Origin of the sequence: Rappaport israeli, assembly GCF_001888055.1 — a bacterium.
GTDB classification, from domain to species: domain Bacteria; phylum Pseudomonadota; class Gammaproteobacteria; order Cardiobacteriales; family Cardiobacteriaceae; genus Rappaport; species Rappaport israeli.
This window is the reverse complement of the sequence record NZ_LXHZ01000020.1, coordinates 17,977-29,108: the sequence shown is the minus strand read 5'-3', so window position 1 is coordinate 29,108 and position 11,132 is coordinate 17,977. Positions and strand designations below refer to the sequence as shown.

Annotated in this window: 11 protein-coding genes and 3 pseudogenes; 11 read left to right on the top strand and 3 right to left on the bottom strand. The window is 50.0% G+C overall.

Annotated elements, in window-relative coordinates; translation table 11 throughout:
* Positions 1-58: 58 nt before the first annotated feature.
* Positions 59-331 (top strand): annotated as a pseudogene (locus A5N84_RS13410) (transposase); the annotation flags it as partial.
* 48 nt (positions 332-379) lie between these two features.
* Here the strand turns inward: A5N84_RS13410 and A5N84_RS05215 are convergent.
* The gene (locus A5N84_RS05215; RefSeq protein ID WP_233119966.1) at positions 380-844 is read right to left on the bottom strand and encodes a DNA-3-methyladenine glycosylase family protein; all 465 of its coding nucleotides are present in this window, start codon (positions 842-844) and stop codon (positions 380-382) included.
* A gap of 184 nt (positions 845-1,028) precedes the next feature.
* On the opposite strand from A5N84_RS05215, the pseudogene A5N84_RS05210 reads away from it, so the two are divergent.
* The 3 genes and pseudogenes from A5N84_RS05210 to A5N84_RS05195 all read left to right on the top strand — a co-directional run.
* Positions 1,029-2,033 (top strand): annotated as a pseudogene (locus A5N84_RS05210) (bifunctional [glutamate--ammonia ligase]-adenylyl-L-tyrosine phosphorylase/[glutamate--ammonia-ligase] adenylyltransferase); the annotation flags it as partial.
* Positions 2,018-3,579 (top strand): annotated as a pseudogene (locus tag A5N84_RS13405) ([protein-PII] uridylyltransferase family protein). The pseudogenes A5N84_RS05210 and A5N84_RS13405, both read left to right, overlap by 16 nt.
* Positions 3,576-3,875: a [protein-PII] uridylyltransferase family protein gene (locus A5N84_RS05195; RefSeq protein WP_072281527.1), complete on the top strand. Its 300-nt coding sequence runs from the start codon at positions 3,576-3,578 to the stop codon at positions 3,873-3,875. The pseudogene A5N84_RS13405 and the gene A5N84_RS05195 overlap by 4 nt, the downstream one beginning before the upstream one ends.
* Before the next feature lie 172 nt (positions 3,876-4,047).
* Here the strand turns inward: A5N84_RS05195 and rlmH are convergent, their stop codons facing one another.
* Together rlmH and A5N84_RS05180 are read right to left on the bottom strand one after the other, a co-directional pair.
* A complete protein-coding gene (rlmH, locus tag A5N84_RS05185) occupies positions 4,048-4,515 on the bottom strand; it encodes a 23S rRNA (pseudouridine(1915)-N(3))-methyltransferase RlmH (RefSeq protein WP_072281525.1) in 468 nt (155 codons plus the stop codon).
* 2 nt (positions 4,516-4,517) lie between these two features.
* Positions 4,518-5,231, bottom strand: coding sequence for an endonuclease/exonuclease/phosphatase family protein (locus A5N84_RS05180; protein WP_072281524.1), 714 nt, complete (start codon positions 5,229-5,231; stop codon positions 4,518-4,520).
* A 95-nt stretch (positions 5,232-5,326) separates the two neighbouring features.
* Between A5N84_RS05180 and cls the strand changes: the two genes are divergently transcribed.
* From cls to A5N84_RS09920, 7 genes are read left to right on the top strand one after another with little or no spacing between them, the layout of a single operon-like run.
* Complete coding sequence (gene cls, locus A5N84_RS05175) at positions 5,327-6,637, top strand: cardiolipin synthase (protein ID WP_198923799.1); 1,311 nt, start codon at positions 5,327-5,329, stop codon at positions 6,635-6,637.
* The gene (locus tag A5N84_RS10680; protein ID WP_198923798.1) at positions 6,634-6,810 is read left to right on the top strand and encodes a hypothetical protein; all 177 of its coding nucleotides are present in this window, start codon (positions 6,634-6,636) and stop codon (positions 6,808-6,810) included. Before cls ends, A5N84_RS10680 begins: the two co-directional genes overlap by 4 nt.
* A gap of 8 nt (positions 6,811-6,818) precedes the next feature.
* Complete coding sequence (locus A5N84_RS05170) at positions 6,819-7,958, top strand: lipid A deacylase LpxR family protein (RefSeq protein ID WP_072281523.1); 1,140 nt, start codon at positions 6,819-6,821, stop codon at positions 7,956-7,958.
* 28 nt (positions 7,959-7,986) lie between these two features.
* Entirely contained in the window at positions 7,987-8,793 is an 807-nt protein-coding gene (locus tag A5N84_RS05165; RefSeq protein WP_158008646.1) for a Cof-type HAD-IIB family hydrolase, read from the top strand.
* 51 nt (positions 8,794-8,844) lie between these two features.
* Positions 8,845-9,822, top strand: coding sequence for an acetyl-CoA carboxylase, carboxyltransferase subunit beta (gene accD, locus A5N84_RS05160; protein ID WP_072281521.1), 978 nt, complete (start codon positions 8,845-8,847; stop codon positions 9,820-9,822).
* Entirely contained in the window at positions 9,822-10,331 is a 510-nt protein-coding gene (locus A5N84_RS09925; RefSeq protein WP_143324840.1) for a folylpolyglutamate synthase/dihydrofolate synthase family protein, read from the top strand. The genes accD and A5N84_RS09925 overlap by 1 nt, the downstream gene beginning before the upstream one ends.
* Complete coding sequence (locus tag A5N84_RS09920; protein ID WP_143324839.1) at positions 10,276-11,118, top strand: glutamate ligase domain-containing protein; 843 nt, start codon at positions 10,276-10,278, stop codon at positions 11,116-11,118. The genes A5N84_RS09925 and A5N84_RS09920 overlap by 56 nt, the downstream gene beginning before the upstream one ends.
* Positions 11,119-11,132: the final 14 nt, after the last annotated feature.

Genomic DNA, 11,132 nt, shown 5'->3' with positions numbered 1-11,132 from the left:
TGAGACTTAGAGATACACATTTTGTTAGGAGAAGCGCTTAGAATAATCTCATTTTGAAGTTAAGAGACTATACAACATCACTTTACTGACAGGCAAGAAAAAGAATATGAAATCCCCGCCCCAACGTCCTGAACAAAAAAGGTTGTTAAAACAAAGATGTGTTGTTGAAACAATTTTTGATCAGTTAAAGAATCTATGCCAAATTGAACATACTCGCCATCGTTCAGAGAAGGGATTTTTGTTGAATCTGATTTCTGGATTAACGGCATATTGCTTGTTTGCGTATAAGCCGCAGATGTTTGGGAAGAATGCTTTGGCGGCTGCTAAATAGAGGTGGCTTATCCCGAACTCAGGTTAATGATTAGTCTTTTGGTGTTTATTATTCATTAAGGCTTTGCCAAAGATACCATGTAGCGACGCTACACCATGGGCTAAAAAGCGGTATGTAGCGTTTTTCTATTTGTGAGGGGGTGAGGCGTTCATGTTGGTAGTTTTGGCTTAGGGCGCGTTGTAGTCCTAGGTCGGCGCTTGGGAGGATGTTGGGGCGTGCGAGGGTGAAGATTAAAAACATTTGTGCGCTCCATTTACCGATGCCGTAGAGGCTGGTGAGTTCGTTGATAATTTCTGTGTCGCTTTTTTGTTCGAAATAGTGGGCGCTGGTGATGTTGTTATGGAGGAAATACTGGCAGACGGCGTGGATGTATTGACTTTTGCGCTGGGAGAGTCCGAGGCTTTGTAGGGTGGTGAGGGGTTGTTGCTGTAGTGCTTGGGCGGTGATGGGGGTATGTTGGTTGAGGCGTTGCCAGAGGGTGTTGGCGGCTTTGGTGGAGAGTTGTTGTCCGATGATGGCGCGGATGAGGTTTTGTAGGGGGTCGGGGGCGGATTTTTAGGCTGCTATTGGGATGGCTGTGAATTAGATGCGCGAGAATGGGGCAGGTGGCGCTTAGGGTTTGGGTGGCTTGTTGCCAGTAGGTTGGGGTCATTTGGGGTGCTGGTGGTGGGTGAGGGGCGTATTATAGAGGTTTTTTATGATGTGTTGGGAGGATGAGATGCAGGAGCGAGTGGCGCGGTGGTTGGCATTTTGGCAGGAGTCGGAGGCGGATTTGGATTGGGTGGCAGGGGAGTCGGCTTGTCGGTTGGTGTCGGTGAGTGAGTATGCAGGTGAGCAGTTGCGCCGTTATCCGATGTGGTGGGATTTTGTTTGTGCACCGAGAGATTGGCGAAATTATGATTTTATGTTGCAGTGGCAGGAGTTTAGCGCGCAGGTGGGGGCGGATGAAGAGGCGTTGATGCGGGCTTTGCGTTTGTTTAAGCATCGTCATCAGGTGGCTTTGATTGAGGCGGTGGTGTCTAGGCGCTTGGAGCAGGTGGATTTTTTATATGCGTTGAGTGCGTTGGCGCAGTGTTTGTTGCAGGCGGCGTATGATTGGCATTGGCAGGCGTTGGTTGAGCGTTATGGGTATCCGTTGGATGGGGCGGGTGAGAAGATGGGGATGGTGATTTTGGGGATGGGGAAGTTAGGCGGTTGGGAGTTGAATTTTTCTTCTGATGTGGATTTGATGTTTGCCTTTGCTGAGGAGGGGATGACGCAGGCAGGCGTGGGGCAGCGGTCGTTGGAGCATTCGGTGTTTTTTCGTAAGTTGGCGCAGAAGGTGATTTATGCTTTGGATGCGGTAACGGTGGAGGGGTTTGTTTATCGGGTGGATATGCGTTTGCGTCCGTTTGGGCAGTCTGGGGCGTTGGCGATAACGTTTGAGGCTATGGCGCAATATTATGTGCGCCATGGGCGGGATTGGGAGCGCTATGCGTTGATGAAGGCGCGCGCGGTTGCAGGCGATAAAAAGGGTGGGGCGGTGTTGCTTGGGCGTTTGCAGGGGTTTATGTATCGCAGGCAGTTGGATTATCAGACGCTTGAGGCGATTACGCAGATGAAGCTTGGGATTAATCGTCAGATTCAAAAGGAGGGGATGGCGCGACATTTGAAGTTGGGGGTGGGGGGGATTCGTGAGGCGGAGTTTTGTGTGCAGGCGATGCAAATGATTTATGGGGGATTTATCCGCTGTTGCAGGGGCAGAATTTTTTGCAGGCGCTGTGGAATTTGGCGCGTTTGGAGTTGTGGTCTAAGGCGCAGGCGCAGGCGTTGTCTGAGGCGTATTTGTTGTTGCGGACGCTGGAAAATGCGTTGCAGTTTGATAAGGAAAAACAAGTACATCATTTGCCTGAGACGACGGCGGATTGGCAACGTTTGGCGTTGGCGTCGGGGTTTTTGTCAGTAGAGGCGCTTGAGCAGGCGCTTGAGGCGGCGCGGATGTGTGTCGATGGGGTGTTTCAGGAGGTGTTTGTGGGCGATGAAATGCGGGTGGATGAGGGGTTGTTGATGATCGATTGGCGCGCGCCTGATTTGCAGCGTTTGGCACTTTGGCTTGAAGCTCAGGGGGTGTGCGCTGAGGAGGTGGAGCAAATGGGGCGTTTGCTGGTGGATTTTGCCCGTCAGATGCGTTGGGAGGAGTTGTCAGAGCAGGCGGTGGCGCGTTTGCAAAAGGTATTGGCGCAGATGTTGATGCAATCGGTGCAACGTGGGCAGGCGCAAGCTTTGCAGGGGCTTTTGGCGTTGTTGTTGGCGGTCAGTGAGCGTGCGCAATATGTGGAGTTGTTGGCGGAGCAGACGAATGTGGTAGGGCATTTATGTGATATTGCGGTGAGTTCAAGTTGGTTGATGCGTTTTATTTGTGAGCATCCGTTGGTGTTAGATGAGGTGCTGGGTGAGCGGCGGGCGTTTCGTCAGCGCGCGCAATTGGAGCGTGATTTGGCGGCGCGTTTGCAGGGGCTTGAGGACGATGAATTGTGGGTGCAGGCGCTAAGAGCGTTTAAAGATGCGCAGTTGTTTAAGATTGCTTGGGCAGATGTTCATGGCACGATGGGGTTGATGACGGTGAGTGATTGTTTGAGTGAGGTGGCGGAGTTGGTGTTGGAGTGTGCGTATCAGCGCGCGTTGTTAGATACGCAAAGGCGCTATGGTTTGCCGTTAGATGGCGCTGGTAATCGTGCGTTGTTTGCGGTTGTGGCGTATGGGAATTGGGCGGGGTGGAGTTGAGTTATGCCTCTGATTTGGATTTGTTGTTTTTATATGATGAGGTGGGCGGTAAGGGGGTGACCGATGGGGAGAAGTCGGTGGATAATGCGGTGTTTTTTGCCAAACTGGTGCAGCGCTTGACGCATTATTTGGCGTCTAGTTCGTCAGGGGGGCGGTTGTATGAGGTGGATATGCGTTTGCGTCCGAGTGGGCGTGCGGGGATGCTGGTTTCTTCTTTGGCGGGATTTGCGACTTATCAGAAAAATAATGCGTGGACGTGGGAGCATCAGGCGTTGTCGCGTGCGCGTTTTATTTGTGGAGATATGGCGTTAGGGGAGGCTTTTACCGCGCTTCGGCGTGAGGTGTTGTGTTTGCCACGTGCGCAGACGCTGGCTAGCCAAGTAAAGGAGATGCGCGAGAAGATGTGGCTAAATTTTATCGCACATGGCGCAGGGGAGGCGCTTGAGGAGCAATGGTTTGATTTGAAACAGTCGCGCGGGGGTTGATTGATATTGAGTTTATGGTGCAGTTTTTGTTGTTAAATCATGCGCATGAAGAGCCAGTGATTGCGCGGATGAGTGATAATATTCGCCAGTTGGCGGCGTTGGAGGCGACGGGGATTATTGGCTCTTCTATGGCGATGACCTTGCGCGATGCGTATCGGCGATTGCGTGAGGCGGCGCATCACCGCTATTTAAATGGACAGAATAATGTAGTGGCGGCGAAAGATTGGCAGGGTGTGCGTGAGCAGGTGTTGCGCATTTATGATGAGGTGTTTAAAGAGAAGGTAAAAGAAATTTAGGAGCCATATAGTCGAAGAATTGAAAAAGTATTACAGCGTTGGCTCGCCTTGCCGTACTATCTGTACTGTCTGCGGCTCGCCGCCTTGTACTACTTTTTCACTTCTCCGACTATATGACATAAAATTTTTGTTGGAAAAATGGGTGATTTTGACAATGGGCGCTACTTTATTATTAGGCGCGGTGGTAGGGGTGGTTTTGGTTGATGCTATGAGCGCGGTAGAGTGCTTCGGCGGCGACGATGCGCACAAGGGGATGAGGGAGGGTGAGTGCGCCTAATGACCAGCTTTCATGAGCGCGCGCTTTGATGGTTGGCGAGAGTCCTTCAGGCCCGCCGATGATTAGCGCGAGGCGCTGGGCTTGGCTTTGCCAATAGAGGAGGCGTTGGGCGAGTTGTTCGCTGGTATAAGATTTGCCCGATGAGTCTAGGATGACGATGTATTGGGCGTTTTGGCAGGCTTTTAAAATTTGTTCGCTTTCTTTGGCAAGGTGTTGGGCGAGTTGGTTTGGGTTGGTGCGCTTTTGTAGGGGGATTTCAATGAGGTGTAGGCTTGGGTCTTTTAGGCGTTGGCTGTAGTCTTGATAGCCTTGATTGACCCAGTTGGGCGCTTTGTTGGCGATGGTGATGAGGTCGATGCGCATATTTAGAGTTCGATGATAAGAGGGAGATGGTCGGAGTGGTTGAATTCGCTGACGTGGCTTTGGGCGTTTAGATTGCCTTTTATATAGGCGTGGTCTAGGCGCTTTTTGGGTTGCCATGCAGGAAAGGTCGGGCTTTGGTCGCCTAGGGGGCGGTAGCCGAGGTGTTGGAGGTGTTGCAGGGGTGGGCTTTGTGGGGTGCAGTTAAAATCGCCGATGAGTAGGACGTTGGGGTGGTCTTTGAGTTGGTCGCAGATGAAGGTGAGTTGGCGCTGTTGGTCGGTTTGTCCTAGGCTTAGGTGGATGTTGGCAATGACAAGTGGGGTTTGCTGATGTTGGATTTGAACGGCTAAGACGCCACGTCCTTTGATGCGGCTGGGGAGTGGGGTGTTGAGGATGGGGGTTAGGGGGTGTTTGCTTAGGATGAGGTTGCCGTGGTGAGAAAGTGCGCTGATGCGACGGGTGAGTTGGTGGAGGCTGTGGGGGAAGTGGGTGTGTTCAAGGAGTTGATGAATTTGGTTTTTAAAGCCGTTTCTTAGTCCGCCGAGGGCGATTTCTTGTAGGCAGACGAGGTCAAAGGTATCTATATAAGCGGCGATGCGGTGCAGGGTGCGCGTTTTGGTGGGGGTGGGGAGGATTTGGCGTGGCCATTGGTAGGTGTAGCTTAAATAGCTTTGGCTGTGGATGGCGGCTTGGATGTTGTAGGTGAGTAGGCGCATCGGTAAAAATTCGGCGGTTTTAGGGCTGGGTATGATAGGCTATGTTGCTTTTTTTGTCAGCTGTTTGTCTTTTGCTTTGCTTTTAGAAGGTTGTTATGTTTTCTACTTATTCGCTTACGGAATTGTTGCTCATTGGGCATTTTGTGCTGAATTTGTTTTTTGCGGTACGCATTATTTACAGTAAGCGAGCATCGAGTGTGGCGTTGGCGTGGTTGGTGATTTTGTTTGTCTTGCCCTATGTGGGGACGCTGGCGTATTTGCTTTTTGGGGAGCCTCGGTTGGGGGTAAAGCGCTTAAGGCGTAAGCAGGAAATACGCTCTTTTTATGAGCAGTTTAATCAGCAGTTTAAAGAGGCGTTTGTTTTTGATAAGCGGAGGGTGGAAAAGCGGTTTTTGGGGCTTGGGGCGCTGACGTATCGGCGGATGGGTTATGGGATTGGCGATGGGAATAAAACGCGGTTATTTACAACGCCTGAGGCGATTTTGGCAGCGTTTGTAGAGGATATTGAGCGGGCGCAGAGCTCTTGTTTGGTGATGTTTTATATTGTGGAGGCAACTGGACGGGTGGAGGCGGTGTTGGAGGCTTTGGAGGCGGCGGCAAAGCGTGGGGTGCGCTGTCAGTTGATGGTTGATGATGTGGGCAGTAAGCGGTTTATTAATAGTCCGTGGGCTAAGCGGTTGCAAGAAAATGGGGTGGCGTTGACGCGTGCGTTGCCTATTGGGGTGTTGAAGATGTTGTTTGTGCGCAATGATTTGCGTAATCATCGTAAGCTGTTGATTGTTGACCATAAAATAGCTTATACGGGGAGCTATAATTTGGTGGACCCGCGGTTTTTTAAACAAGAATTAGGAGTGGGGGAGTGGGTGGATGTGATGATGCGCTGTGAGGGGGCGGTGGTGCAGTGGTTGGCGAGTGTGTTTTATGTGGATTGGGCGGTGGAAAATGACCGTAATTTGCGCGATACGCAAACTTATTTGGGGCGTTATTTGCAAGAGTTGCCTGTGGTGGGTGCGGTGGAGGAGTCTCATGGGCAGGCGTTGTTGCAGGTAATTCCGTCTGCGCCTGACCAAAAGGGGTCTATCGTTTATGAGACGATTATTGCCGCGTTGTATACGGCGCTGGATTCTGTGGTGATTACAACGCCTTATTTTGTCCCTGATGAGTCGTTGTTGATGGCGCTTGTTTTAGCGGCTAAGCGTGGGGTTCGGGTGGTGATTGTTTTACCTAAGGCGATTGATTCGTGGTTGGTGAGTTATGCTTCGCGTGCTTATTATCAGATGTTGTTGGAGGCGGGGGTAGAACTGGCGATGTTTTCTCAGGGGTTGTTGCATAGTAAGACGGTGGTAGTTGATGGGCGCTATGCGCTTTTTGGCACGGTGAATATGGATATGCGGAGTTTTATTTGAATATGGAGGTGTCGTTGGCAGTCTATGATGAAAAGACGGTGGCGGAGATTGTGAAAGTGCAGGAGGGCTACTTGCAAGGCTGTGAGGGGGTTGACTTGAGTTTGTGGCAAAAGCGCCCGATAATGAGCCGTTTTATTGAGCGCTGTGTGCGTCTGTTGAGTCCTTTGTTGTGAGGTTATCCATGCTTTCGTTTAATTGGGAGAAAGCTTTGCTGTGTGCGGTGGTGTTTGTAATAGGCAAGGCAAACGCGCAAGAAGCACCAAGCGCTTGGCAGGCGCTCATGGCGCGGATGCAACAGGCAAAAGATACGGTTGGGGATAAATTGCCAGAGGTGGCGGTTGAGCCAGCGGTTAGGCATTTGGTCGATGAAATTCCGCCTTCTGTAAAAACTGCGCAGGCGCGTTTTATTACGCTGAGTGTGGAAAATGATAAATTTGGCAATGGTACGGATAAAGATTACACCAACGGACTGCGCTTAACTTACTACAATACCGCCACTAAACAGCCGTTTTATGTGCAATGGATTGACCGTTTGGTGCCTGCTTATGAGCATAATGAGAGCTCAAATTCTTATTTTACTTTTGGGCATAATTTGTATTCCCCTAAAGATATTACCGAGGATTTTTTAAACCGCGAGGATAGACCTTACGCGGCTTTTTTATATGCTTCTGCAGGTGTGAATACGCTAACTTATGATCATGTGGATAATGTGGAGTTAACTTTAGGCTGGGTGGGCCCGAGTGCGTTGGGTGAGCCCATTCAAAAAAGATTTCATAAATTAATCGGTTCAGATACGCCTTCAGGGTGGCGTTTTCAATTAAAAGATGAACCAGTGCTGATGTTGTCGTGGGAGCGTAATTGGCCGCAGTATTGGGCGGCAACGATTGAAAATGATTGGTTTGTGCGCTTTGCGCCGCATGTGGGGCTGACGTTGGGCAATGTTTATACCTATGCAAATGCAGGTTTTACCATTGATTTAACGCCAAAGGCTTTGCGTTGGCAAACCCAACCAGTGCGTGTGCGTCCTGCTATTCCAGGAAGTGGCTATTTTGAACGGGCGTCAGAGGCTTGGTCTTGGATGGTGTTTTTAGGTTGGGATACGCGTTTGATGGGGCGTAATTTGTTTTTAGATGGCAATACGTTTAAAGAGAGCCATCGGGTGGGGCGGCAATGGTGGGTGCATGACGCTGCTTTAGGGGTAACAGCAAGTTATGATAACTGGCGCGCAAGTTATACGCTAAATTGGCGTTCTAAGGAATTTCATTCACCGTTAGCAGATGACCAAGTTTTTGGGTCGCTCTCGCTAACGTATCAATTTTAGCGATACGTTCGCACAAAGGAGGAAGATGATGAGTAATGCGCATAAGCCAACGATTAAAGCGGTATTTTTTGATATTGATGGCACGTTGTATCGTAAAGAGGCGCAATATTTGCCTTCATCGCTTGCGCCTGCTTTAAAAGCGCTAAAGGCGGCTGGGGTGTTGGTTGGGATTGCGACGGGGCGCAGTGCCTGTGCTTTGCCTGAGGCGGTGGTTGATTTGATAAAGGAGGTGGGCATTGAGGCACTTATTACGACCAATGGGCAATGTGTGCAATATCAAGGGCGGACGTTATTTATTGAGTCTATCGATAAACAAGCCATTGAGAAGATGTTGCCTGTGGTGCGTGCGCAGGGTTTGCATTATGGGTTGGTCTCAAATGAGCGTATAGCGACAAGTAGTGATCATGAATGTGTACAAAAGGCTTTGCGCTATATTGCGGATTTTTCGGTTGAGCCTGATTATTATCTTGAACATGATGTTCAGCAGATTTTGTTGTTTGCTGAAGAAGAATTTAAGGCGTCTTTGATGGATTTACCAGAGTTTGCTGGGTTTAAATTGATTGCTTGGCGGCATAATGCGGTGGATTTGTTGCCAAAAGAGGCGTCTAAAATCCGTGGGATTACGGTGATCTTGGAGCAGTTGGGTCTATCAGCAGAGGAAATTATGACTTTTGGGGATGGATTTAATGATTTGGAGATGATTGAATTTTCAGGTGTTGGGGTGGCGATGGCAGATGGTCAACCAGAGTTGTTGGCAGTGGCGGATGTGGTTGCGCCAACCTTGGAAGAAGATGGCATTGCGAAAGTTTTGATTGAACAAGGTTTGATTGATTAATTCTCTGTTAATCAGAGGGTTGTCTAATAGATAAATGGCAAAGGAGAGTCTATGAGCTGGTTTGAAAATTTAGTGCCTTCGCGCATTAAAACAAAAAACAAAAATCAACAAGTGCCAGATGGGCTTTGGAAGACATGTGAGAATTGTGGCAGTGTGTTGTATGCCCAAGATTTGGATTTTAATTTGCAGGTGTGTCCAAAATGTGGGCACCATATGCGCATTAAAGCGCGTCAACGATTGCAATGGTTGTTGGATAAAGAGGCAGAGGTTGTAGAAATTGCGGGCAATCTTGTACCAGTGGATATTTTGAAATTTAAAGATTCTAAGCGCTATAAAGACCGCATTAGTGCTGCACAAAAATCCAGTGGCGAAAATGAGGCGCTGGTGGCGATGGCTGGTGAGATTTTTGCTCAGCCTGTTACGGTGGTGGCTTTTGAATTTTCTTATATGGGCGGTTCAATGGGTTCTGTGGTGGGGGAGCGCTTTGTGCAGGCGGTGGAATATGCGATTTTGCATAAAACGCCGTTTATTTGTTTTTCTGCTAGTGGTGGTGCGCGGATGCAGGAGGGATTAACTTCTTTGATGCAAATGGCGAAAACAAGCGCGGCGCTAACACAACTAACACAGGCGGGTTTGCCGTATATTTCTGTTTTAACTGACCCAACGATGGGTGGAGTAAGCGCTTCTTTAGCGATGCTGGGGGATTTGATTTTGGCAGAGCCTAATGCGTTGATTGGTTTTGCAGGCCCTAGGGTGATTGAGCAAACGGTGCGCGAGAAGTTGCCTGAAGGATTTCAGCGCAGTGAATTTTTAATGAATAAGGGCGCGATTGACCGCATTGTTGACCGTAGGCAGATGCGGGAGGAATTGGCGAGTTTGTGCGCGCTTTTGCTTAATCAGGCAATGCCTAAAATGGTGGAGGTGCGGGAGCAGACGCAGGCGGTATCAGATGAATCCTCTACAGAAGGGGCGTTGGATGAGGTGGATAAGTCGGATGAGGTGGATGAGTCGGAGAGCGGGAAGGCGTAATGAATAGTGGTTTGTCGGAAAATGATTCGTTGTCGCGCTGGTTGAGTTGGCAGGAGGGCGCGCATAGCAAAGCATGGGATTTGGGGTTGCAACGGGTGGGTGAGGTTTGGCAACGGATGGGAGCGCCTAAGTTGGCAGAGCATGTGGTGGTGGTGGCGGGCACAAATGGTAAGGGGTCGTGTGTGCGTTGGTTGGAGGCGCTTTGTATGGCGCATGGGGTGTCGGTGGCGAGTTTTACTTCACCGCATTTAATTGATTATCGAGAGCGGATTCGTTTTGATGCGCAATGGGTGGCGGAGAAACGTTTGGTGAGCGCTTTTGCTCAGATTGACCAAGCGCGCGGGGAGATTTCGTTGTCGTATTTTGAATGGGCGGCGTTGGCGGCGTTTTATTTGATGGCGCAGGATTTTCCTCAGGTGGCGGTGTTGGAGGTGGGGCTGGGTGGGCGCTTAGATGCTGTTAATCTTATTGATGCAGAGGCGGCAATTTTTTACCACCATTGGGCTTGACCATATGCAGTGGCTGGGGGAGGGAGTGGCGGAGATTGCGCGCGAGAAAGCTGGGGTTATGCGAGCAGGTCAGCGGGTGGTTTGTGCAGATGGTAATCCTGAGAAGGCGCTATTGGAGTGCGCGCGTGAGTTGGGGGTTCGTCCATGGGTGTTAAGGTCGGAGTTTCAGGTCAATGCGCAAGAGGCTGAGTTTGAGGTGGTGTTTTCACAGCAAACTTTTAGCCAATTGCCTTTGCCAAAATGGTTGTGGGGAGCGCATCAATTAGGGCATTTTGCCGCGTGTTTGGTGGTTTTGGCTGATTTTTTTCCGCTAAAGCGTGAGGCTTTAATCCAAGCGCTTGTCCATACAAAACATGCTGGGCGTTTGATGAATATGGCGTTTGGGTGTCGTGATTGGGTGTTGGATGTGGCGCATAATAGGGATAGTGCGGTAGTATTGGCGCAATTTTTAGCGCAAAAGGCGGTTGGGCGGTCGGTGGTGGTGTTGTGTGGTATGTTGGCGGATAAGGATGCGGTTGCGGTATTTGAGGCGCTAAAAGCGCAGGTTCAACGTTGGTATTTGGTCTCACTTAAGACGGCACGTGGTGGGGATAAGCAATGGCTGTTTGAGCAAGCGTTGGCTGCGGGGGTGTCAGCTCAGGCGTGCGAGGTGGCAGAAGATGTGGCGCAGGGGATTGAAATGATGTTAAACCATGAGAAAACGCAGGGCGTGCTTTATGTGGTGATGGGGTCGTTTGTTACGGTGGCGCAGGCGCTTTTGCTGATGCAGGCAGAAAGGGAGGTTTGAAATGTTGAGTTTGG

Bases quoted from the DNA above. Each gene is read 5' to 3' on its own strand.
- rlmH (WP_072281525.1), bottom strand. From the start codon at position 4,515: ATGCGCATCGACCTCATCACCATCGCCAACAAAGCGCCCAACTGGGTC.
- A5N84_RS05180 (WP_072281524.1), bottom strand. From the start codon at position 5,231: ATGCGCCTACTCACCTACAACATCCAAGCCGCCATCCACAGCCAAAGC.
- cls (WP_198923799.1), top strand. From the start codon at position 5,327: ATGTTTTCTACTTATTCGCTTACGGAATTGTTGCTCATTGGGCATTTT.
- A5N84_RS05170 (WP_072281523.1), top strand. From the start codon at position 6,819: ATGCTTTCGTTTAATTGGGAGAAAGCTTTGCTGTGTGCGGTGGTGTTT.
- A5N84_RS05165 (WP_158008646.1), top strand. From the start codon at position 7,987: ATGAGTAATGCGCATAAGCCAACGATTAAAGCGGTATTTTTTGATATT.
- accD (WP_072281521.1), top strand. From the start codon at position 8,845: ATGAGCTGGTTTGAAAATTTAGTGCCTTCGCGCATTAAAACAAAAAAC.
- A5N84_RS09925 (WP_143324840.1), top strand. From the start codon at position 9,822: ATGAATAGTGGTTTGTCGGAAAATGATTCGTTGTCGCGCTGGTTGAGT.
- A5N84_RS09920 (WP_143324839.1), top strand. From the start codon at position 10,276: ATGCTGTTAATCTTATTGATGCAGAGGCGGCAATTTTTTACCACCATT.